Source organism: Pedobacter sp. AW31-3R (assembly GCF_052180285.1).
GTDB lineage: Bacteria > Bacteroidota > Bacteroidia > Sphingobacteriales > Sphingobacteriaceae > Pedobacter.
Genome location: NZ_CP197475.1, coordinates 674801 through 699117, shown reverse-complemented (window position 1 = coordinate 699117; position 24317 = coordinate 674801). Strand labels below are relative to the sequence as shown.

Annotated in this window: 19 protein-coding genes; 8 read left to right on the top strand and 11 right to left on the bottom strand. The window is 40.0% G+C overall.

Annotated elements, in window-relative coordinates; all coding sequences use genetic code 11:
- Positions 1 to 90: 90 nt before the first annotated feature.
- On the top strand, positions 91 to 708 hold the full coding sequence (locus tag ACSBL2_RS02940; protein ID WP_442590181.1) for a polysaccharide deacetylase family protein: 618 nt from the start codon (positions 91 to 93) through the stop codon (positions 706 to 708).
- 275 nt (positions 709 to 983) lie between these two features.
- Positions 984 to 3251: an aconitate hydratase gene (locus ACSBL2_RS02935; RefSeq protein ID WP_442590180.1), complete on the top strand. Its 2268-nt coding sequence runs from the start codon at positions 984 to 986 to the stop codon at positions 3249 to 3251.
- A gap of 76 nt (positions 3252 to 3327) precedes the next feature.
- On the opposite strand, the gene ACSBL2_RS02930 is transcribed toward ACSBL2_RS02935, so the two are convergent.
- Both ACSBL2_RS02930 and ACSBL2_RS02925 read right to left on the bottom strand, forming a co-directional pair.
- Positions 3328 to 4665: a GH1 family beta-glucosidase gene (locus ACSBL2_RS02930; protein ID WP_442590179.1), complete on the bottom strand. Its 1338-nt coding sequence runs from the start codon at positions 4663 to 4665 to the stop codon at positions 3328 to 3330.
- A 189-nt stretch (positions 4666 to 4854) separates the two neighbouring features.
- Positions 4855 to 6699, bottom strand: a complete 1845-nt coding sequence (locus tag ACSBL2_RS02925) for a MutS-related protein (protein ID WP_442590178.1) — start codon at positions 6697 to 6699, stop codon at positions 4855 to 4857.
- 62 nt (positions 6700 to 6761) lie between these two features.
- Here ACSBL2_RS02925 and rlmH point away from each other — a divergent pair, with 62 nt between their 5' ends.
- The gene (gene rlmH / locus ACSBL2_RS02920) at positions 6762 to 7235 is read left to right on the top strand and encodes a 23S rRNA (pseudouridine(1915)-N(3))-methyltransferase RlmH (protein WP_442590177.1); all 474 of its coding nucleotides are present in this window, start codon (positions 6762 to 6764) and stop codon (positions 7233 to 7235) included.
- 307 nt (positions 7236 to 7542) lie between these two features.
- Here rlmH and ACSBL2_RS02915 read toward each other — a convergent pair whose 3' ends face one another.
- On the bottom strand, positions 7543 to 8082 hold the full coding sequence (locus tag ACSBL2_RS02915) for a DUF5606 family protein (RefSeq protein ID WP_442590176.1): 540 nt from the start codon (positions 8080 to 8082) through the stop codon (positions 7543 to 7545).
- 5 nt (positions 8083 to 8087) lie between these two features.
- The gene (locus ACSBL2_RS02910) at positions 8088 to 8549 is read right to left on the bottom strand and encodes a peptidylprolyl isomerase (protein ID WP_442590175.1); all 462 of its coding nucleotides are present in this window, start codon (positions 8547 to 8549) and stop codon (positions 8088 to 8090) included.
- Positions 8550 to 8964: 415 nt separating this feature from the next.
- On the opposite strand from ACSBL2_RS02910, the gene ACSBL2_RS02905 reads away from it, so the two are divergent.
- Positions 8965 to 10146 carry an asparagine synthetase B gene (locus tag ACSBL2_RS02905; protein WP_442592265.1) on the top strand — a complete coding sequence of 394 codons (1182 nt, stop codon included), beginning with the start codon at positions 8965 to 8967 and terminating at the stop codon, positions 10144 to 10146.
- Between the two features lie 31 nt (positions 10147 to 10177).
- Here the strand turns inward: ACSBL2_RS02905 and ACSBL2_RS02900 are convergent, their stop codons facing one another.
- The 3 genes from ACSBL2_RS02900 to lpxK are packed head-to-tail and all read right to left on the bottom strand — an operon-like array spanning position 10178 to position 14089.
- Positions 10178 to 12244, bottom strand: coding sequence for a putative porin (locus tag ACSBL2_RS02900; protein ID WP_442590174.1), 2067 nt, complete (start codon positions 12242 to 12244; stop codon positions 10178 to 10180).
- On the bottom strand, positions 12244 to 13059 hold the full coding sequence (locus ACSBL2_RS02895; protein ID WP_442590173.1) for a purine-nucleoside phosphorylase: 816 nt from the start codon (positions 13057 to 13059) through the stop codon (positions 12244 to 12246). The genes ACSBL2_RS02900 and ACSBL2_RS02895 overlap by 1 nt, the downstream gene beginning before the upstream one ends.
- Positions 13010 to 14089: a tetraacyldisaccharide 4'-kinase gene (lpxK, locus tag ACSBL2_RS02890; protein WP_442590172.1), complete on the bottom strand. Its 1080-nt coding sequence runs from the start codon at positions 14087 to 14089 to the stop codon at positions 13010 to 13012. The genes ACSBL2_RS02895 and lpxK overlap by 50 nt, the downstream gene beginning before the upstream one ends.
- Before the next feature lie 142 nt (positions 14090 to 14231).
- Between lpxK and pruA the strand changes: the two genes are divergently transcribed.
- Entirely contained in the window at positions 14232 to 15860 is a 1629-nt protein-coding gene (gene pruA, locus ACSBL2_RS02885) for an L-glutamate gamma-semialdehyde dehydrogenase (protein ID WP_442590171.1), read from the top strand.
- Between the two features lie 136 nt (positions 15861 to 15996).
- On the opposite strand, the gene can is transcribed toward pruA, so the two are convergent.
- The 3 genes from can to ACSBL2_RS02870 all read right to left on the bottom strand — a co-directional run bounded on the left by can (position 15997) and on the right by ACSBL2_RS02870 (position 18700).
- On the bottom strand, positions 15997 to 16677 hold the full coding sequence (gene can / locus ACSBL2_RS02880; protein ID WP_442590170.1) for a carbonate dehydratase: 681 nt from the start codon (positions 16675 to 16677) through the stop codon (positions 15997 to 15999).
- A gap of 9 nt (positions 16678 to 16686) precedes the next feature.
- Complete coding sequence (locus ACSBL2_RS02875) at positions 16687 to 18288, bottom strand: SulP family inorganic anion transporter (RefSeq protein ID WP_442590169.1); 1602 nt, start codon at positions 18286 to 18288, stop codon at positions 16687 to 16689.
- Positions 18289 to 18349: 61 nt separating this feature from the next.
- Positions 18350 to 18700 carry a hypothetical protein gene (locus ACSBL2_RS02870; protein ID WP_442590168.1) on the bottom strand — a complete coding sequence of 117 codons (351 nt, stop codon included), beginning with the start codon at positions 18698 to 18700 and terminating at the stop codon, positions 18350 to 18352.
- A gap of 201 nt (positions 18701 to 18901) precedes the next feature.
- Here ACSBL2_RS02870 and ACSBL2_RS02865 point away from each other — a divergent pair, with 201 nt between their 5' ends.
- From ACSBL2_RS02865 to ACSBL2_RS02855, 3 genes are all read left to right on the top strand, one after another.
- Positions 18902 to 20134 (top strand): porin, encoded by a 1233-nt coding sequence (locus ACSBL2_RS02865; RefSeq protein WP_442590167.1) that lies wholly within the window; start codon positions 18902 to 18904, stop codon positions 20132 to 20134.
- 67 nt (positions 20135 to 20201) lie between these two features.
- Entirely contained in the window at positions 20202 to 21317 is a 1116-nt protein-coding gene (locus ACSBL2_RS02860) for a M42 family metallopeptidase (protein ID WP_442590166.1), read from the top strand.
- 4 nt (positions 21318 to 21321) lie between these two features.
- Complete coding sequence (locus tag ACSBL2_RS02855; RefSeq protein ID WP_442592264.1) at positions 21322 to 22221, top strand: nucleotidyltransferase family protein; 900 nt, start codon at positions 21322 to 21324, stop codon at positions 22219 to 22221.
- A 76-nt stretch (positions 22222 to 22297) separates the two neighbouring features.
- On the opposite strand, the gene dnaK is transcribed toward ACSBL2_RS02855, so the two are convergent.
- The gene (dnaK, locus tag ACSBL2_RS02850) at positions 22298 to 24211 is read right to left on the bottom strand and encodes a molecular chaperone DnaK (protein WP_442590165.1); all 1914 of its coding nucleotides are present in this window, start codon (positions 24209 to 24211) and stop codon (positions 22298 to 22300) included.
- Positions 24212 to 24317 lie beyond the last annotated feature (106 nt).

Below are 24317 nucleotides of genomic sequence, written 5' to 3'. Positions count from 1 at the left end.
TTTCATAATTTTAATTTCATTATTAAGATAAACAACTCATTCATTTTGTAATTTTCCATTACACTTACCAGTAATTGATTACATTTGGCGATGTACCTGGTCAAATCTCCTCTTTTATTAAAATGGTATTACCCATCTTTAGTCTGGAACAAAAGCCGTCATGACAAAGTCGTTTATTTAACCTTTGACGATGGACCTATACCTGTTGTTACAGAGTTTGTTTTAAATACTTTAAAAAGCTTCAATTGCAAAGCAACTTTCTTTTGTATTGGCGATAATGTCTCTAAACACCCTCAGATTTTTGAACGCCTTAAAATTGAAGGCCATGCCATCGGTAACCATACTTTCAACCATTTAAAAGGCTGGAAAACTGATGACAGTACCTATTTGGAAAACTTCAAAAAATGTCAGGAATATACACAATCCCACCTTTTTCGTCCTCCTTACGGGCGTATCAAAAAGTCCCAGGTAAAAAAACTTAAAGCCATTGACCCACAATTAAATGTTATCATGTGGGATGTACTCAGCGGTGACTTTGACATTGGCCTTACTCCTGAAAAATGTTATAGAAATGTTATCAATCATACGAGAAATGGCGCTATAATAGTTTTCCATGATAGCCTGAAAGCATTTGAAAGATTACAATATGCTTTGCCTGCTGTCTTGAAATACCTCATTGCACAAGGCTACCAGTTTAATATACTTTAATTTTATTCGTCCTATCGAAATTCAGGCCAAAAAACAATAACACAATAAATCATTGTGTGTTAAGCCATTGATCAATAAACCTAGCGGCATAGTGTTCATTATTGAACTGATTTGTCCGTTAACGTGCAATATTTTTACAATTAGTGATCTTCATCACAATTATTTAGAACATATATAAATAATACAATGATTTATATATGGCCTGCCCGCCCTGTTTTTTTTCGTAAATTCGCTACAAATTATTTTAATATATTACCTTTTAACACAGATTATCAATGGCTTTTGATATAGAAATGATCAAAAAGGTGTATGCAAACTTTGGCCCCCGCGTTGAGGCGGCACGTAAATTAGTAGGCAGACCTTTAACACTCTCAGAAAAAATCTTATATACTCACCTTTGGGATGAAAATACAAACACCTCATACGTTAGAGGTACTGACTATGTAGATTTTGCACCTGACCGTGTAGCTATGCAGGATGCAACAGCCCAGATGGCTTTATTGCAGTTCATGCAAGCAGGCAGACCAAAAGTTGCGGTGCCTTCAACTGTACACTGTGATCACCTGATCACTGCCAAATATGGTGCAGAACAAGATTTACCAGCTGCCAATACGGAGAGTAAAGAGGTTTTCGATTTTCTGGCTTCTGTTTCAAATAAGTATGGTATCGGTTTCTGGAAACCAGGTGCAGGTATTATTCACCAGGTTGTTTTGGAAAACTATGCTTTCCCTGGTGGTATGATGATCGGTACTGACTCCCACACCGTAAATGCCGGGGGTTTAGGTATGATCGCTATTGGTGTAGGTGGTGCTGATGCCTGTGACGTAATGGCCGGATTACCATGGGAGCTTAAATTCCCTAAACTGATCGGTGTAAAACTTACAGGAAAATTAAGCGGATGGGTATCTGCAAAAGATGTGATCTTAACAGTAGCAGGAATCTTGACTGTAAAAGGTGGTACCGGTGCTGTAGTAGAATATTTTGGCGAAGGTGCGACAAGCATGAGCTGTACCGGTAAAGGTACCATTTGTAATATGGGTGCTGAAATTGGTGCAACTACTTCAACATTCGGCTATGATGAGAGCATGGAGCGTTATTTACGCGCAACGAACCGTGCTGACGTGGCTGATGCAGCAAATGAAATAAAAGAACATTTAACAGGTGATGCAGAAGTATATGCTGAGCCGGAAAAATATTTTGACCAGTTGATTGAAATTGACCTTTCAACACTTGAGCCTTACTTAAACGGCCCCTTCACTCCGGATCTGGCAACACCTATTTCAAAAATGAAAGAGGTTGCTGCAGCTAACGGATGGCCAATGAAAATTGACGTAGGATTGATCGGTTCTTGTACGAACTCTTCTTATGAAGATATCTCAAGAGCTGTAAGTATTGCCAAACAGGTAGCAGAAAAAGGCCTGACCGCAAAAGCAGAATACTGTATTAACCCTGGATCTGAACAGATCCGTTACACGATCCAGCGTGATGGATTCATGGAGGTATTTAACCAGATTGGTGCCAAAGTATTTACCAATGCCTGCGGACCGTGTATAGGTATGTGGGATCGAGTTGGTGCCGAGAAACAAGAGAGAAATACAATCGTTCACTCTTTCAACCGTAACTTTGCTAAACGTGCAGATGGTAACCCAAATACCTTTGCTTTTGTAGGTTCCCCTGAATTGGTGACGGCTTTAGCCATTGCCGGTGACCTAAGCTTTAACCCGCTTACAGATACGTTGACCAACGCAAATGGCGAACAAGTAATGCTTGATGCCCCTGCAGGTGCGGAACTACCGGCTCAGGGTTTCGCAGTTGAGGATGCTGGTTATCAGCAGCCCGCAGCAGACGGTAGCGGTGTTCAGGTATTGGTTTCCCCCACTTCGAGCAGGTTACAATTACTTGATCCGTTCACACCATGGGAAGGTACAGACCTTAAAGGCCTTAAATTATTGATTAAAGCAAAAGGAAAATGTACGACTGACCATATTTCTATGGCTGGTCCATGGTTAAAATTCCGTGGCCACCTGGACAATATTTCAAATAACATGCTTATCGGTGCAGTGAATTATTTCAATGAAAAAACTGATAACGTGAAGAATGTCCTTACTGGCGAACATGGTGCTGTTCCAGCAACACAACGTTCTTATAAAGCAGCTGGTGTTGGTTCTATCGTCGTTGGTGACGAGAATTATGGTGAAGGTTCTTCACGTGAGCACGCAGCAATGGAACCACGTCACCTTGGTGTCCGTGCCGTCCTGGTGAAATCATTTGCCCGTATTCATGAAACCAACCTGAAAAAGCAAGGAATGCTTGGTTTAACCTTTAACAATAAGGAAGACTACGACAAAATCCTTGAGGACGATACGATTGATATTGTTGGCTTAACAAGCTTCGCCCCGAATGTACCATTAACGCTGGTATTAAACCATGTTGATGGTACTGCAGATGAGATTGTGGTGAACCACAGTTATAATGCACAGCAGATCGAATGGTTTAAAGCTGGTGGCGCATTAAATATTATCCGTAAACAAGTAGCGCAGTAATATTTAAATAAAAAGTTCTAAAGGCATAAAAAAACTCCCCTTCAAAGCGGGAGTTTTTTTATGCCTTTAGAACTTTTTAAGCCTTCAGGAATTCTTTCCACCAGTGGCCTGAAGCTTTGATTGTCCGTTGCTGGGTTTTAAAATCAGTATGGACAATGCCAAACCTTGCATTGTATCCTTCTGCCCATTCGAAGTTATCCAATAAGGTCCAAGCCATATAACCTGTAATATTGATTCCTTCTTCTTTAGCACGAAGGACAGCAGCAAGATATAATTTGAAGTAGGCGATCCTGTCTTCATCATGAATTTCACCGTCAATTAGCTTATCCTGATAGGCAGCACCATTTTCCGTGATCATCAGTTTTTTTATTTTAGGATAGGAAGCAAACTGTTTAATGATATTATAAAAGCTGTCTGCATTCACCTCCCACCCCATCGCCGTATGGGGTTTTTTCCGGCTCTTTGCTTTTACTTCCCAAGCCTGCAGCACAGGGATAAAGGCATTGTATTTAATCGTCAGCGGAAAATAATTCTGTAAACCGATATAGTCAAAATCAAAGGTAATTCGCTCCGTATGTCTCCAGGTAGAATGAGAAATAGCAAATTTTTCCATCACCTCCCAATCCTCTCCGGGATACCCCATTCCCAACGCCGGTTCAATAAATAAACGGTTCATCAGACAATCCACACGAGAAGCAGCCAGAATATCCGCATCACTTTGCGTATATGGAATAATCTCAGAACAGGAATAGGTCGTACCAATAATGGCATTGGGAACTTCAGCACGCAAAATGCGGCCACCATCAGCCTGTGCAATTGCTGTATGGTGTACTGCAGAGAAAAAGTTGGTAAGCCCCGTCTTGCCCGGTGCATGAACGCCCAACATATAGCCTAAAGAAGTAAACCCAAAGGGCTCATTTAAAACTAACCAGTTTTTGACTTTATCCCCATAGGTCTTAGCACAGACAGATACAAATGCATTGAATGCAGTATTGATTCCAAATGCAGTCCAGCCTCCTTCTTCTTCCAGAGCTTCAGGCAGATCCCAGTGATACAAGGTGATGTATGGCGTTAGACCCTTTTCCAGACATTCATCAATTACATTGTGATAAAACCGGATCCCCTCTTCATTTACGGGCCCTTCTCCATATGGAAAAATTCTTGGCCAGGAGATGGAGAATCTGAATACCGAAAAACCCAAAAGCTTTACGAGGGCAATATCTTCATTATACCGGTGATAAAAATCACAGGCCATTGCCGGATGGTGACCTTTTTTAATCTTACCGGACCTTTTGGAAAAAGTATCCCAGATGGAAGGGCCTTTACCATACATATCAGCCGCACCTTCTATCTGTGCCGCTGCAGTAGCCAGGCCCCAGGAAAAATCATTACCGAAATCAGAAGCTTTGATCATGTCTTTAAATATAACAGGCAATATGGAGATTTGGTATTAACTATATATTATTGAACAATAAAATATGATACGGTAAAGTGGTCACCAACAGTTCACCTATCAACATAAAATATCCTGCCGCAGTTATTAATATTGTAAAGCACCGCTGCAGATGATACCTCATATTTCTAAAATCCCCTATAAAAAACCTTATATGTGTTCCTCAGGATTAAAGCTCAGGCCGATTTCCTTCAGCAAAATTGCGGCATTGAAAGTCTTACAGGCACCATGTTTTAATTTGTAATCGAATTTCATTTCTGTACCCGCAAGCTGTATATCAAAATGATAGTTCCTTACCTCTAAAGGATATTCATCTACCATCTCTGAAAGCAGCAAATCATGCGTAGCAAATAAAGCCGGTGTCTTTTCCGTGATCATCTTTTGAATAAACACTTTGGATCCAAGATATTTATCCTTACTATTGGTTCCGCGCAACATTTCATCAATTAAGACCAAGGGCTGACTCAAGGTACGTACGCCTTCCAAAATCATTTTTAAACGGTTTAACTCCGCTTTGAAGGTGGAGGTCTGATCGTTCAGGGAATCTTTTATTCTCATATAGGTAAGCAGCTCAAAAATGGAAACCTTCATTTCAGCAGCACAAACAGGTCCACCGGCGAATGCAAGCACCATATTAATCCCACAGCTACGCAGGAAGGTACTTTTCCCGGCCATATTTGACCCCGTTACAATATCTACTGTAGATGTAGCCTCAAACCCATAATCGTTCCTGATCCGTTTATTTTCCTTAATCAGGGGATGTCCAAGTGCTCTCGTGGAGAAATGGAAATCTTCCATGACCACAGGCACTGACCATTCTGGTTCATTGTACTGGAGTGTAGCAAAGGAAATCAGTTCTTCAAACTGGCTGATCCGGTGAATTCCATGGACAAGTTCTTCTGAAGACTGGTCATACCATTTCCCCAGCCTAATTGCACACCTGAAGTCCCACAACATAAACAGGTTAAAAAAAGAACCGACAAGAATATTCAGCCGGATATCAAACGACTGGATAATTGCAGATAAGGCCTTAATCCTTTTACTCAGCGGAACGTTACTGTTTCCTGAAACGGCTATTCCAGAATGGAAGAAGCGGCTGATATAACTGCTTTCCCATTTCACTTCTTCTGTCCATCTGATCGTTCCGGATATGTCATTCAATAAACCTGAACTTCCACTGAAACCGTAATAAACCTGATTGATGTGTTTTAAATGGAAAAAGCTAAGCGCCGCATTAAAAAGAACATACAACCCTAGAAATGAATAATTTACACCTCCATAAAAAGTTCCTGCAATAATCAAGCTTAAGGAAAGAAAGGGGGTGAAACTGACGTAATACTGCAATAACTTGTTCCGAGTAAACTTCAGCTGCTCAGGCATGTCATGATTCAGTTTATCGACAATAATATCCAGTTGTTCCGGCTTATGGCTTTGAAGCCCCGCCCTGAAATGGAAAGTCTGGTGAATATGGCTGATCAGCTCTGCTATAGCTGACTGACGTTCGTTGATTAAATTAGGTTCGGTATGCTTTCCGAGGCTGTCAGCAAGTAACTTCATGCCTGTCACTGTATTGGAACGGTTAATGAATGCATATAAGGAAGAGGAGCCATAAATATCTAGATCAGCCGAATAGGGATGTTCCTCACAGGCAAAGACAGTGCCATCTGCATATCCATTTTTTCCACCATGATATATGTTTAGTTCATTTTTAAATACAAAGAGTAACTTTTTGGCATAATCAAGTTCTTGCTGTACTGCAGTCTGCCGCTTTACAAGATACATAAAGGCAAGTACAGGAATACACATTAAAATTCCAATAGGCCAGTCATATCCGGAACTAATGATCAAGGCAACGAATGCAATTTCGACCAGAAATAATCCGAGACGCTGCAAAGAGATGTTATTCAGCGTTTTCTTTAATGAATGGATGAGTGTTTCCTGAATTTCTACGTTATTTTGATAGTCCTTAAAAATACTATCTTTCGATTTTACCATATCTTTGAATATCCTCTAAAATTCTAAATATAGAAAAAACATCATTACCTGATCAAAACTGAATGAAGATAACATTACTCGCCGTAGGAAAAACAGAAGATAAATACCTGATTGAAGGTATAGAAAAGTACCTGAGCCGCTTAAAACACTATATAGGGTTTAACCTAGTGATTATTCCCGATATTAAAAACACGAAGAACCTGACCCAGACACAGCAGAAAGCTAAGGAAGGAGAGCTGATCCTGAAGCAGGTCAGTAACCTCGACATGGTCATTTTAATGGATGAAAAGGGTAAAAAGTATACCTCTATTCAGTTTTCAGATTATTTAAACAAACAAATGATTGGAAGCGTTCAGCAGCTGGTGTTTATTATTGGAGGTCCATATGGTTTTGACGAGAGTATATACAAAAGGGCAAATGGAAGTATTTCCCTATCGGATATGACTTTTTCCCATCAGATGGTCCGTTTATTTTTTGTAGAGCAACTCTACCGGGCTTTCAGTATTTTGAAGGGCGAACCTTACCACCACGAATAAAATAATACCTTAAAAACGCTATGAAAAAGATCCGTATCCCCGAATTGTCATTAATTTTATGGAATAACGGATATTATTACATCTCATATGAAGAAAGGAGTTTATTATGCAGCCAAAAGATTTTAAAAGAAAGTATACATTCAGAACAAGCAGAAGAAATGAGAGCCGCATGGTCAATATTGCTATCCTTGTTGGCCTTATTGCCTTTGCTTTAATCATGTATTTCTTGTAAACTACGAGATTCACTAAACATAAAAAAAGCCGGATACAATGGATATATCCGGCTTTTTTGTTAGACAAGATGGGACTAAACCCCCTTTTTACTTGTCATATTTGCTTTTTTAGCTGGCTGTGCAGTTTTACTTGGCGCTTTCGCATTAGAAGGTTTCGGTGTTGCCTTAACCTTTTTCTCTACTTTCTCCTCAGATTTAGCTGCATCCTGAACCTCTGATGTTCCTGGAGCATCTTCACTAAATAAAGGAAGATCTTTCAACAAATGGTACCAGGTCACAATTTTTTTCATATCGGATGTATATACTTTATCCTGATCATGTGACGGAGCTACTTCAAGAAATAAAGTCCTTAATGTTGAAGCATCAGCTTTAGCATCCGGAACATTCCCCTCCAGGGCAGCAATATTTGCTAAAACGTCTATAAGTTTTAAATCTTCATCTTCACCATAGATAGTAATATCTTCCAGTGAAGCCAGTTTAGTTGTAGAAATATTGGCTACAATTTTAACCTTCTGAGCATCTAAACCTTCCAGTACATAACCTGCTTTATTTTGCCCAACAAGTTTAAATAAACCTGGTCTGCCGGTAACGGCTACAATTCCTCTTAAATTCATATCGATTAATCTGCTAGAACTTCTATCGTTAAAATTCTGTCACCCTGTCTGATGTCATCAACAATATCTACATTTTCAATCACTTTACCGAATACAGTATGTACTCTATCTAGGTGTGCAGTATTTGCTCTACTGTGGCAGATGAAAAATTGTGATCCTCCGGTATTTCGACCTGCATGCGCCATAGATAATACACCACGGTCATGGAATTGGTTATCACCACTAGTCTCACAGTCAATTTTATATCCAGGGCCTCCTGTGCCAGCTAAATGTGCTTTAGCAGGATCTTTTGAATTAGGACATCCACCTTGTACCATAAAATTAGGAATAACACGGTGAAATGCTATACCATCATAAAATCCTTCACTTGCTAATTTCTTAAAGTTTGCAACTGCCTTAGGTGCATCCTTCTCAAAAAACTCGACAGTCATGTCGCCTTTTTCTGTTTTTATTATTGCTTTGCTCATATTCTTTTTTGTAGGTGTCAAATTTAGTAAATTGAAATGACTAGATAAACTAAAGGTTTAAAAACCCGTACGACCGATAAATGTATAGATTATGATTGATTTTTACGTTATTGTGCCTATGATTTTTCCATAAGCGTATTAAAAAAATTAGATTCGTATACTGTTAAGCGATTAATGTAGGTTCTGCTTTCAGCCAGTACGTCTGGAAAGACCCTGAATCATATACCCGTTTAAACGGAGGGTTTATGAGCTGAGCTGTTTGTGTCATACGACGCACTGGTTCATCATTCGGGGAATGTATTGAAGAAAACAGCAGTTAAAGACAAATGAAATCAACATGAGAAAGAGAAGAATTATTTTTATATTATTTATGTTGATTACCCTCGGTGCAAAAGCTTCCTCTATCCTGATTTATATGGATGAAGATCAGAAAAACCATCTCAAAGCCTATGGCATTGCCTATTGGAGTATCAGGCAGAATGCGGAAGTAAGCTGGCTGCTGAATTACCGGGGCGGCAGTTTCCTTATTCAATACAATAAGGCTATAGAAAACGAATGCAATACCAGGGGGGTCTCTTATCAGGTTCTGGCCGATGCCAAAGTTTCCGGAATATTGAATGAGATTAGTGATCCGGAAGTAAACATGGAAATGGTCAGGCTCGAAAAAGCACCTAAAATTGCCGTTTACTCCCCTAAAAGTAAACTCCCCTGGGATGATGCTGTAACAATGGTGCTCAGCTATGCAGAAATTCCGTATGATATTGTCTATGACGATGAAGTATTGAGGGACAAACTGGTCGGATATGACTGGCTCCATTTACACCATGAAGATTTCACAGGTCAGTATGGACGTTTCTGGAGTTCTTTCAGGGATGCCTCCTGGTACAGGGAGGATGTCAGAAATCAGGAAGCTGCTGCGAAAAGAAATGGTTTTACCAAAGTATCGCAGATGAAGCTTGCAGTCACAAAAAAAATGAGTGAGTTTTGTGCAGGAGGTGGATTTTTATTTGCAATGTGCTCAGCTACAGACAGTTTTGATATTGCGCTAAGTGCCGAAGGAGTGGATATCTGCGAGACGATGTTTGATGGCGACAGTTCAGATCCCCAAGCTCAGGCGAAACTGAATTTCAACCGTACTTTTGCTTTTAAGGATTTCAGTCTAGACCAGAATCCTACCAACTATGAATTTTCCAATATTGATGTAACACAAACGAGGGTAGTGATGCAGCCCAACGATTATTTCACCTTGTTTGATTTTTCTGCGAAATGGGATATCGTTCCAACTATGCTTACCCAGAATCATGAAAAGGTGATCAAAGGATTTATGGGACAGACTACAGCTTTCAGAAAGGGTCTGGTGAAACCCGGAATTACTATACTGGGTGAAAATAAAGGCGCAGCGGAAATACGCTATCTTCACGGCGAAATTGGCAAAGGACAATTCACATTTTACAGTGGACATGATCCTGAAGATTACCAACATGCTGTCGGAGATCCCCCAACTGACCTAAACCTGCACCCCAATTCTCCGGGATATCGCCTGATCCTGAACAATGTCCTTTTTCCCGCAGCGAAGAAGAAACATCAAAAAACCTGATAAGGAAATCAGCTGCATCGCTTATCCAGAATTAATCGTAGAAATTCCAGCTTACCCCGAACTTCAGTAAGCGGTCAGGCATCGGATATTTATTCACTGTATAATAACCATTTGACTGTATGCCCTGATTGGCATAATCATATTTCAGGAAAATATTAGCTTTCCTGAGGCTAACACGCAACCAGACATCCACAACGGGATAAGAGCTAAATTTGGTGTCATTATTTGTAATATAAAACTGGCTTGCAGCAGGCGAATACCTGTAGTTGTTGTACTTACTGTTGTAATGAACATCAAACCCAATATCTGTCTTTAAGACCTTAAATACTGTCTGATTCACATAAAAACTATGGAACATATACAACTCCGGGGTACGCAGAATTGCTGCATTATCGGTCTTCTGATAGACCACATAACTATCAAGGCTAAACTTGCCAAACTTGAGTTTCTTTCCCAGAGTGAATTTAATCAGGTTGATGCTTCCATCAACTTGAGCAGGGGTTATCGATGTCGAGTCTACACCTGTTGCATCTGCAAGGGTAAAATATAGATAGTTATTGATCAGAAAGTATTCCGCAGTCGCATCGAATTTTAGCTTATCGTTGATATATTTAAAGGATAAATTAACTGTTTTTGTCCTTTCAAAGTTCTGGATGCTCGTCTGTCCATATCTGGCAGCCTCTGAAGGATCGGAATCATCGTGAAGCCATCTGTAATGGTTTCCATAATAACGGACATAAATCTCCTCCGGAGATTTGTTCTGTAGGTATGCACCTAAAACAATCCTGCCCACATTCTTACTCAGTAAGACATTACTCTTTGCTTCATATAAATAATCACCGGCCTGTCTGCCCTGGAATATCTGTTGTACATCAACATTTAAATTAATCTTATTGCTGAAACGATATCCCAGTGCACCAAGAAGAGTAATATTCTGGAATGATTTGCTATTTCTGTAGTATTCCGTCGTATCTGCGCGACCAAGAACCTGAGAATAATTATAAAAATCATGTCTTATTCCCGCATCAATCTTCAGCTCATTCTTCACTACAGCACTTCCCTTTCCCCTTAAGAAGAAACTATATATGAATTCATTTTGAATATGGCTCACAGAAGTACTGTCATTGGTATATTTAGTATCCTGGATTCCTTCTGTTAAAACCGTATGATCTTCGTCTTCATCTTTTTGGAAAGCGTAGGAATCCTTATCATATTTTAAGCTGTAAGTAATTTTATTGGTTGGCAATACCTTCTGGGAAATTTCCTGCGCCATAGTATCGATACGCCCGACAAAATAAGTTTGCTTCACTAAAAAAGTATTCTTACGGTAGATCTGTCTGGAATTATTCAGACGAACCGATTCCGCCATACGGTCCACTGTACCAGCCTGTCCTGTAAAAAGGGTATCATTTGTCGTAGATCCGTTTTCATAAGCTTTCAACGTATTGAAAATCGCATTGGCAAATAAAGTATAACGCTTATTGGGTGAAGTATACCAGGTAAAGAAAGTTCCGTTCAATACATCTCCCCTTTGTCTGGTATAGTTACCATTGGCTCCTATCCTATTGTAACTGGCGCCAATATTAAAGTTCTTCTTCACATTCTGTGAATGTTTAACCCTAAAAATCTGCTCAGCATCCCCGCTCAGTTGTCCCGCATAATACAGATTAGTAAAAGGCGACCTGGCCTGATAGTAAATAATATCATCGTGGTTCATGGCATACCAATCCAAAGAATGAAATCCTGCATCAAATCCGATAGTCTTAGAAGGCTCGAACAATAATGCCCTGGCAGCAAGACCAATATTACCTGTATTAATGACCGGCCTATAGGGTTGCGCAATAGGACTGTAATTCTGAAAATTTCTTAAACTCGTATCCAAAGGAAGAGTCTGGAGACTGTCCTTCGTAAGTTTTAGGGTCGTATAACGGACATATTTAGAAGTAAAAACTACTGAGTCCTCTCCATTTTCCAGTTTGTTCCTCAATGAATCTAATTCCTTATTTTCATTAACCGTAGTCTTTAAGTCCTGTGCTATCGCCTGTCCAATTCCAAGAGTAATGAAGCACAATAAAAATAAAACAAGTGTTTTAAACATTATAAATTATCGATTAACTGGCTCAATATTTTAGTCATTTTGGGTTCAGCAGCCCTCGCAGTCTCCAGTATTTCTTCTAAACTAACAGGAACTAAAACTTCAGGAAATCCTTCATCAGTAAGCACAGAAATGGCAAAAACAGGAATACTCATGTGATTGGCAACAATTACCTCAGGAACTGTACTCATTCCAACGGCATCACCACCAATGATCCTCAGATACTTGTATTCTGCTTTTGTCTCCAGATTTGGCCCCGTTACTGAGACATATACCCCCTGATGGCATGTGATTCCTTCCTCATCGGCTATTTTTAGAGCCTGCCGGATCAGGTTCTTTTCATAAGGCTGGCTCATGTCAGGAAATCTTGGGCCAAGGTCAGCATCATTTCTTCCACGTAAAGGACTCTCCGGCTGTAAATTGATATGGTCATTGATCACCATCAGATCCCCTTTTTTAAAATCAGAATTTAATGAACCTGCAGCATTGGATACAAACAGGTATTGGATGCCCAATGCTTTCATTACCCGTATTGGAAAAGTAATCTGCTGCATGGAATACCCTTCATAATAGTGCAGTCTACCTTGCATTGCTACGACTTTCTTGCCATTCAGCATTCCGAATATGAGTTTTCCGGAATGAAATTCCAGGGTAGATATAGGGAAATTAGGAATATTCGAATACATCAAACTAAACTCCACTTCGATCTCGGTAACTAGCCCCCCAAGTCCTGTTCCCAGAACAATACCAATTTCCGGCTTGAAGCTATTAGTTTTTTTCTTTATATATTCTACGGTTTCGTGAAGTGTCTGAAACATATTCTAGTATCTTTTGATCAAATTTAAATTTTCTGTCTGCCTGAACAGCTATCCTTATCGGCAAGTAAAATATGGGCAAATCTAGCAGTAATTCTTTGATTGTAACATCAAATAAACGCTGCGCATCCTTTTCTGTTGTGATGATGATTTTTTCTTTTGCAGGATGTCGCTGAAATGCCTCCACTAATTTAATCAAATCTGCCGGAATAAACTGATGATGATCGGCATAATCATGGTGTATAATTTCGGCCGAAAGACTCCCCAGCTCATTTAATATTGGTTTAGGGTTTGCTATTCCTGTAAGCAAAAAAATAGTTCTGCCAAGAAGACCTGTACCAGATAGACTCTCCTGACTGAAAAGGGCCTTTAAATCATGGTACTGAATTGAGGAAAAAAATAGATTTTCCCTGTAAAGAGTAGCAAAACTACGCGTACAATGCTGTTTTTGCTCCAAAGTCAGCCATTCAGGAGATTTGGTGACCATTAATACGTCAGCGCGTTGATAACCGTAAAAAGGCTCACGAAGGTTTCCGGCAGGCAGCAGAAATTGAGGAGAATAAAATTTCTGAAAGTCGAACAGCAAAATACTGAATCCAGGCCTTAACCTGCGATGCTGAAAAGCATCATCAAGAATAATGAGATCGTGCGTGTCTTTTAACAGGTGAATCCCTTTTACCCTGTCTTCACACACCGCTACCGTTACCCCCGGAAACTTATGGTAAAACTGCAAAGGTTCATCTCCTATTGATCTGGCCGTAGCATTTCCATCGGCAAGTAAAAAACCTGTTGTTTCCCTGCCATAACCCCTGCTTAGAATCGCGACTTTATAATCGCTCAGCAGCCTTACCAGATACTCAGCCACCGGACTCTTTCCGGAGCCGCCAACCACAAGGTTTCCTATGCAGATTACAGGCAAATCAAACTTTACCGATTTAAAAAAGCCCCAGTCATACAGCTTATTTCTGCATATGACCACCACCCCATAAAGGATGGAAAAAGGCAAAAGAAGCAGGCGGAGATATTTTATCATTTTATGGCTTCAAAAATAGCAATTATTTTACGACCCCTGCTTCATAAACTGAAAAGGATAACATGTTGATAGGTTCATGGCCATTAACAACCAATAATTTGTGATGAAACCCTATCTTTGCAAAAAAATTAATTTTTATATCATGGTTAAAGGATTTTTTAACGTTCCAGTACCAGTAAATGAACCTACATTAGGTTATGCACCCGGTAGCAAAGAACGTGAACTCTTGGAGGCAGCTTTAAAAGAAGGTCGCTCGAAACAGATAGATATTCCAATGTATATCAACGGGAAACAGGTTCATACTGATAAAAAAGGAAAAGTTTCTCCACCACACGATCATCAGCACCTGTTAGCTACCTACAGCATAGGTAATAAAACGCATGTTCAGGAAGCTATTGATACTGCTTTAGCTGCAAAATCAAAATGGGAGAATATGGCATGGGAACAACGTGCATCTATATTCCTGAAGGCAGCGGATTTAATTGCCGGTCCTTACCGTTATAAACTGAATGCAGCAACCATGTTGGGGCAATCTAAAAATGCTTACCAAGCAGAAATAGATGCAGCATGTGAGCTGATCGATTTCCTTCGCTTTAATGTGAGTTATATGGTGGAGATCTATAAACAACAACCGCCTGTATCTCCAAGAGGTGTTTGGAACAGAGTAGAGCAACGTCCTCTTGAAGGTTTTGTATTTGCATTAACGCCATTCAACTTTACAGCTATTGCTGCTAATTTACCGGCTTCTGTGGCTATGATGGGTAACGTAGTGGTATGGAAACCTGCAGATACACAAGTATACGCCGCTAACCTTTTAATGGAAATTTTCATTGAAGCGGGTTTGCCTGCAGGTGTGATTAACCTGGTTTATGTGGATGGTCCTGAAGCGGGAGAGGTGATCTTTAACAGCCCGGATTTCGCAGGTATTCACTTTACCGGTTCTACAGCCGTATTCCAGAATATATGGAAAACTATTGGTACCAATATTCATAAATACAAATCATATCCACGTATTGTAGGTGAAACCGGTGGTAAAGATTTTATTCTTGTACACGGATCTGCTGATGTGGAAGTATCAAGCACCGCCATCTTAAGAGGTGCTTTTGAATACCAAGGACAAAAATGTTCGGCAGCATCAAGAACCTATATTGCCAAAAGCCTCTGGCCACAGATTAAAGAATTGATGTTACGTGATTTGGCAACATTCAAGATGGGTGGAACTGAAGATTTCAGTAATTTCATCAATGCAGTGATTGACGAACGTTCTTTCGATAAACTGGCTAAATATATTGATCAGGCAAAAAAAGACAAAGGTGTTGAAGTGGTTGCCGGTGGGAATTATGACAAATCTAAAGGATATTTCATTGAGCCAACCGTATTGGTTGTGGATGATCCGAAATACACGACTATGTGTGAAGAATTATTTGGTCCAGTATTGTCTGTATATGTGTACGAAGATGCAGATTTTGATCAGATTTTTGAACTGATCGACACTACTTCAGGATATGCCTTAACTGGTGCTGTGATTGCGCAGGACCGTTATGCGATAGAACAGGCTTCAGGCGCTTTACGCAATTCTGCAGGTAACTTCTATATCAACGATAAATGTACCGGTGCCGTCGTGGGTCAGCAACCTTTTGGTGGTGCCAGAGGTTCCGGAACAAATGATAAAGCAGGTTCAATGATCAATTTATTACGCTGGGTTTCTCCCCGTACGATCAAAGAAACTTTCGATCCACCTAAAGATTATAGATACCCTTTCTTAGGATAAGCAGATATATCCCTATCACTTTTTTTACAGGACATCACATCTGCATTCCTGTAAAAGAGTTTTTAAATCTAAAAAGCCGGTTTGTCAACGGCTTTTTAGATTTCTATACCTAAGTAAAAGATACGGTAAAAATAGATTAAGCTTTTTTACTGTCTTGCCCGTCCATTTTAAATACTGAGGAAATATGAGTCCCGCTATTGGAAGTCACCTGCAAGTCTTTGATCAGGCCAGTCTCCAGACTGTACACCCAGCCATGAACGCCAAGTTTCTTTCCTTCTCCCCATCTGTTCTGAACAATTGAAGTCTTGGTCAGATTAAATACCCCTTCCATCACATTCAGTTCAACCAGTCTGTCAGACCTCTTTTTCTCATCAGAGATAATGTCAAGCTCATGGTAATGCAAACGGTAAGTATCCTTGATATTTCTCAGCCAGTTATCAATAATCCCATATTGTTTGTTACCCAGTGCTGCCTGTACACCACCACATCCGTAATGCCCGCATACAATCACATGTTGTACTTCTAAAACATTTACAGCATAATCCAGTACACTTAACATATTCATATCAGTATGAACAACTACGTTTGCAATATTACGGTGTACAAAAATATCACCCGGATTGGTATGGGTAATCTGATTGGCAGGTACCCTGCTGTCAGAACATCCAATCCATAAAACCGGTGGTTTTTGTCCTGCAGCCAAACGGTCAAAATATGCAGGGTCTTCAGCCAGCGTCGCGGCAACCCAGTCTTTGTTTCCCTGTAATAATCCTTCGTAGGTGATTTCGTGAGTATGATGTTCAACTTTTGCGCACATAATGATTTGTTATTTGTTAATGTCTTTAATTAATTTGTCCGTTAATTTCGGCACTTTATAGTGCTCTTTTATATTTTCCAATGTCACTACAATCCCTTTAGTATAAGCGTAATGTCGGAAATTAAAAATAGATTCCAGTACATCTGGATCTATATATCTCGAATTCCCTCCGTCAATGATCACATTAGTTTCTTTAGGGATGTTATTTAACACAACTTGAATAGCGGCCTTATTTAGGAAAGATACTTCTTCAGCCAGTTTAATCCGCAAATTTTTCTTGTTTCCTTCTTCCTGTATCCTGTAAAAGAAAGGATTACGCATGTTCGTACGCAACAGATAAAATATAGAGAGTAACATACCCGTCGCTACTCCTTTTAATAAATCGGTCAGCAACACTGCAACTACAGTGATAAAGAAAGGAACAAACTGATCCCAACCTTTCCGGTACATATGTTTGAACAGACTAATCCTTGTTAATTTGTAACCGGTAACCAGTAGGATGGCAGCAAGACAGGCCAGTGGAATCATGTTGATGAGCGCCGGAATAAACAGGAAGGAGAGTAAAAGCCAGCACCCATGAAATATGGCCGACATTTTAGTCTTTCCACCAGCATTTACATTTGCCGAGCTTCTTACAATGACTGAAGTCATTGGTAAACCTCCAAAAAAACCGCTGGTCATATTTCCTATTCCCTGCGCAACGAGTTCCCTATTTGTGGGAGAAACTCTTTTTATCGGGTCAATTTTATCTATTGCTTCAATACTGAGCAGGGTTTCCAGACTTGCCACGATGGCGATTGTTCCGGCTACTTTCCATACGTCCATTCTGCTGATGGCAGAGAAATCCGGCATATTGAAAAGTCGGCTGAATTCTGTCCAGCCACTTACGACAGGAATCTTAACTAACTGATCTGTCCTTAAAGCAAAAGCAGTATAGCTAAAGAGCATGCTTAACACAATACCTATGACCACAACGATCAACGGGGCAGGAACTACACTTACCTGCTGAATTTTAGGCCAGAAAATCAGGGTGGCGATAGAAAGTAAACTGATCACAATTGCCGCAGGATTAAATTGCTGCAAGGCACGTACAGCTACGGTATATGCACCATCGGCCCCAGATTTCAATACATTTTCATCCAGAAAGTCAACATCGACCCCAAAAGCATGAGGGAGTTGTTTTAAAATCAAGATCAGTCCGATAGCAGCAAGCATTCCCTCAATCACACTGGAAGGAAAGTAATTTCCAATGGTTCCTGCTTTGATAAAACCCAGTACGATCTGTAACCCGCCCGCCAACATCACACTGAGTAAAAACACCTGATAACTGCCCAATTGTGCGATGGCACCTAGCACAATAACTGTTAATCCAGCTGCAGGACCACTGACGCTGAGTTGTGAGCCACTCACGCTGGCGACAATAATCCCACCTATGACACCGGTGACAATTCCGGCAAATAAAGGCGCACCGGAAGCCAGTGCAATCCCCAGACATAAAGGCAAAGCCACCAAAAAGACCACAATACTGGATGGCAAATCACGTTTTAGATTCTTCTTTAAAACGTATTTTTTCACATCCAATCTCGAAAAGATTGAATTATTATTCTGCATAACATTACATAAAAATTCCTTAAACTCATGTGAATTCAGTCATCCTCTCCGAGGATACTAATCAGGATTGTAAAGCATATGAAAAGTTAGGCGGCGGTGTAGGGATGCTGGGATAAAAAGAATTTACATATCGCTTAAAATGATCAATATAGCAATTTTTGACCCCAAAATCCTGTAATACCGGGATATATGCTTCATAAGCATACTGATGAATCAGTTTAGAGTCTACCAATTTTAAGCTATCTTTCACATCCCCGTCAGAAGGATGTTCCTGCTCCAGTTGCATAATGACAGACTTCATTGTGTCCTTGTCGATACACACAAAAATCGGTGTAGCAGAAATCAACATTCTCACGCTGAAAATGCTGACAAAAGCAATGACAATAGATAGCCGATAATTGAAAAGGAACATTTTATATAGGGGTCAACTTATTTGTAAATTCAAATGTAACAGCTAAAGTCAGTTTTTTCCACAAAAGATGTAAAAAAATTTAATCAAGCTTTTAAGACTGAAAATAACTTCTCTACTGTACAAACGCTTTTTCAGGCAGAAATGTTCTCTTTATATGTTATTAAGCGTATTTTCACAAAATTTTTACCGTTATACTGTTACATGAAAAAAAAATGGCTAAACCTGGTATTCTTATATCCAATGTTGGTTGTTGCACAAAATAACAATGCACCATCTTCTTATGATCCGCATGATATTAAGATCACTGGTTATTTGCAAACCCAATTTCAACAGACCCAATCAACTGGGATATCTTCCTTTTCGGGCGGCGACTTCTCCAAAAATTCAGACAACCGTTTTATGGTCCGCAGGGGCCGTCTGAAAATCGACCGGGCAGATCAATATTCAAGTATCGTTTTTCAGATAGACGCAACTCAAAATGGGTTACAACTAATGGATGCATTTATACAACTCTACCACCCTGATTACAAACAATTCAAATTTACTGGTGGATTGTTCAACAGACCATTTGGTTATTCTATAATTTACTCTTCAGGTTACCGGGATTTTCCTGAACGCGCCAGGGTCTTTCAGACCTTAATGCCAAGGGAAAGGGATATTGGTGGAATGTTGAGCTACCACCCCATCAAAAAATTCAAATTTGTTACTGCCGATTTGGCTATCGTCAATGGAAGCGGACTCTTTGCCAGGGACTATGATTCAAAAAAAGATCTGGTTGGTAACCTCACCTTTCATTTTGATAGCCTTGCTGGTAAAAAGGTTCATCTCGGTTTTGGTGCCTCTTTTTATAAAGGATCGGTAAGGAACGATACAGAAAATTACTACACACTTCAGGACAAGGGATTTATTACAAATACCAATCCGGATAACATCGGGAAAAACCTGAAAAGAAATTATTTGGGTGGAAATCTGCAGTTGCAATATGACAACAGATTAGGCGTAACAAGCCTAAAAGCCGAATATGTTGCCGGTACACAACCGGGCGTAGCTGCTTCCTCTTCCGTCTCCGGAACTTTAGCCAGCCAGAGTTTCTCCACTCAGCCAGCAACAGATCTTTATCTCCGGAATTTTCAGGGATATTATGTCTGGTTTACGCATCAGATTATGAATAGTAAATTCGGTGCCCTAGTCGGATATGATGTATATGATCCCAACAGTAAACTTTCAGAATACGAAATTGGCCTTGACAACAATACCACAGCCGGCGATGTCAAATTCAGTACCTTCGGTTATGGAATTACCTATCTATTTAATCCCAGAGTGAAATTTACCTTCTATAATGAAAACGTAGTCAACGACCGTACCCAGCTCAAGGGGTATGAAAATGACATTAAAGATGATGTATTCACTGCGCGGATCCAGTATCGCTGGTAATTTTATGCTATAAATATTGTCGCTTGAAGCCATCTTTATATATTTGCTCAATCATAAAAATATAAAGATGGCTAAAAAGAAAGACGAGAAGCAGAAACACATTTCTGTCGTTACTAAGAAATCACTCCAGTTTTTTGAAGAATATATTAATAATCCATCACCTACGGGATTCGAATACCCAGGTCAAAAACTTTGGTTAGAGTACTTAAAACCTTACATCGATGAGAGCTTCATCGACAACTATGGATCAGCGGTTGGTGTGATCAATCCTTCAGCATCATATAAAGTAGTCATCGAAGCACATGCAGATGAAATATCCTGGTTTGTCAATTATATTACCAGCGACGGATTAATCTATGTGATCAGAAACGGTGGTTCAGATCACCAGATTGCACCTTCAAAAAGAGTAAATATCCATACTGACAAGGGATTGGTAAAAGCCGTTTTTGGATGGCCGGCAATCCATACCCGTGGTGCAGGAGAAAAAGAAGAAGCCCCCGCTTTAAAAAACATTTTCCTTGACTGTGGATGTACAACAAAAGAAGAGGTAGAAAACCTGGGTGTACATGTTGGCTGCGTAATTACCTATGAAGATGAATTCATGGTATTAAACGACCGTTATTATGTTGGCCGTGCACTGGATAATCGTGCAGGAGGATTCATGATTGCTGAAGTTGCCCGCTTGTTAAAAGAGAATAAACAGAAACTGCCTTTCAGTTTATATATTGTCAACTCGGTTCAGGAAGAAATCGGATTGAGGGGTGCAGAGATGATCGCACACAGGATTAAACCCGACGTAGCCATCATTACTGACGTTACACACGATACTTCCACACCAATGATCAACAAGATTACCCAGGGTGACCTTGCCTGTGGCCGTGGACCGGTTGTATCTTACGCCCCCGCAGTACAAACCAACCTTAATAAATTACTGATCGAAACTGCTGAAAAGAATGATATTCCGTTCCAGCGCCAAGCATCTTCCCGCTCAACAGGTACCGATACCGATGCCTTTGCCTACTCTAACGGGGGAGTTCCTTCCGCATTAATCTCTCTGCCATTGCGTTATATGCATACCACTGTGGAGATGATCCATATGGAAGATGTTGATAATGTGATCAGCCTGATATACCATGCGCTGCTTAACATTAAAAAAGATCATGACTTTAAATACAACAGATAACCAGATGAAACCTACTTTATTGATACTGGCTGCCGGGATGGCAAGCCGTTATGGCAGCATGAAGCAGATTGATGGGTTCGGCCCGAATGGAGAGACCATCATAGATTATTCGGTCTATGATGCTATAAAAGCAGGATTCGGAAAAGTGGTATTTATCATTAAAGAAGAGTTTGAAGAAAATTTTAAGGCCATCTTTGAACCGAAACTTGCCGGAAAAATCGCTACAGATTATGTATTTCAGAACTTCGACTTGAAGCAGTATGGTATCAATCTGGAAATTGAGCGCACAAAACCATGGGGAACAGCCCATGCCGTACTTGCTGCCAGAAATGCTATAAATGAGCCTTTCTGCGTCATCAATGCAGATGATTTTTACGGACTGGATGCATTCGAAAAGATGGTTAACTTCCTGACTACGGAAATTACTGGAAGTAACTATTGCATGGTAGGATATGAAATTGGAAATACACTGTCAGATTTTGGTGCTGTATCACGTGGGGTATGTAAAGTAAGTGCAGATGGATACCTTGAAGAAATCACAGAGAGAACAAAAGTATTCCGTAGTGGAGAGGCTATTGTGTATGAAGAAGACAGCGAGCAATATCCATTAGCTATAGATACCCGTGTTTCCATGAATTTCTGGGGTTTTACACCAGAAGTATTTAAACTTTCTGAAGAGCTCTTCCGCGACTTTGTAGCAGTCAACAAAGAAAACCTTACATCAGAATTTTACATTCCGATTGTCGTAGAAACACTCATGAATTCCGAGACGGCAGACTTTAAAGTTGTCCCTACAGCGAGCAAGTGGTTTGGGGTAACCTATAAAGAAGATAAGCCTATTGTACAGGCAAGCATCGATCAGCTGATCAAAGATGGCGCATATCCAGAAGATCTCTGGAAATAGAGAGTCCAGCCTTTCCCCTATATAAAAAAGGGGGCTTCAATTCAATTGAGCCCCCTTTTCTATGAATCAACGACGATTATTTCTTGTCGTCTTTTACTTCTTCGAAGTCAACATCCGTAACGTTATCACCACCTTGTGCAGACTCACCAGTTGGTTGACCAGCACCTGCATCAGGGGCTGCGCCTTCCTGACCAGCTTTATACATTTCTTCAGAAGCAGCAGTCCATGCAGCATTTAATTCTTCTTGAGCAACATCAATATCAGCAAAGTTTCTTGCAGCATGTGCAGCTTGTAATTTTGCTAATCCGGCCTCAATCGGTGCTTTTTTATCAGCAGAAATTTTCTCACCAAATTCTTTCAATTGTTTCTCAGTAGAGAAGATTAAAGCATCAGCACTGTTGATTTTATCCGCTTCTTCTTTTGCAATTTTATCTGCATCAGCATTTTGCTCCGCTTCTTCTTTCATTCTTTTAATTTCTTCATCAGTTAAACCAGATGAAGCTTCAATACGGATTTTTTGCTCTTTACCAGTAGCTTTATCTTTAGCACTTACATGCAGGATACCATTTGCATCAATATCGAATGCAACTTCTACCTGAGGCACGCCACGTGGTGCTGGTGGAATGCCATCAAGGATGAAACGACCAATCGTACGGTTCTGAGCAGCCATTGGGCGTTCTCCTTGTAAAATGTGGATTTCAACTGAAGGCTGGTTATCAGCAGCAGTGGAGAAAGTTTCCGCTTTTTTAGAAGGAATAGTAGTATTGGCTTCAATTAATTTAGTCATTACACCACCCATAGTTTCAATACCTAAAGAAAGCGGCGTTACATCCAATAACAATACATCCTTAACTTCACCTGTTAATACACCACCTTGGATTGCAGCACCGATAGCCACGACCTCATCAGGATTTACTCCTTTAGATGGATCTTTACCAAAGAACGCTTTAACAGCTTCTTGGATCGCAGGAATACGTGTAGAACCACCAACTAAGATAATCTCATCGATATCAGAAGTTTTTAAACCAGCATTTTTCAATGCAGATTTACAAGGCTCAATAGTACGTTTAATTAAATCAGCAGCTAACTGCTCAAATTTAGCACGACTCAATGATCTAACCAAGTGTTTTGGTCCGCTTGCATCAGCTGTAATATATGGAAGGTTTACTTCAGTTGAAGTAGAGCTTGACAATTCAATTTTAGCTTTCTCAGCAGCTTCTTTCAAACGTTGTAACGCCATTGGATCTTTTGCAAGATCCATACCGTTTTCTTCTTTGAATTCTGCCGCTAACCAGTCAATAATAATGTGGTCAAAGTCATCACCTCCAAGGTGTGTATCACCATCTGTAGATTTTACTTCGAAAACACCATCACCTAATTCCAATACAGAAACGTCATGTGTACCACCACCACAGTCAAACACAACAATTTTCATGTCTTTGTGTGCTTTATCCAAACCGTAAGCTAAAGCAGCAGCTGTTGGCTCGTTGATAATACGTTTAACATTTAAACCTGCAATTTCACCAGCCTCTTTAGTAGCCTGACGTTGTGCATCATTGAAATAAGCAGGTACAGTAATCACAGCTTCAGTCACTTCATGACCTAAGAAATCTTCTGCCGTTTTTTTCATTTTCTGCAAAATCATCGCAGAAATCTCCTGAGGAGTATATTTACGATCATCAATTTCAACACGAGGCGTGTTATTATCACCTTTAACTACGTTATAAGGTACACGAGCCGCTTCTTTACTTACCTCAGCAAAGCTGCTGCCCATAAAGCGTTTAATTGAATAAATTGTTTTTGTTGGGTTAGTGATTGCCTGGCGTTTTGCCGAATCACCTACTTTACGCTCACCATTCTCTGCAAATGCAACAATGGATGGCGTAGTACGTTTACCCTCACTGTTGGCTATAACTACAGGTTCATTACCTTCCATTACAGATACGCAAGAGTTCGTTGTTCCTAAGTCTATACCAATAATTTTTGACATGCTATTTATCTCCCTTTTTGTTTATGAATTCTTATTATTTGAAATCTGTTTAACAAGCAATGTGCCAATTGGCGTTTGTCAGCTAAACAGACAGACTTTGATGATA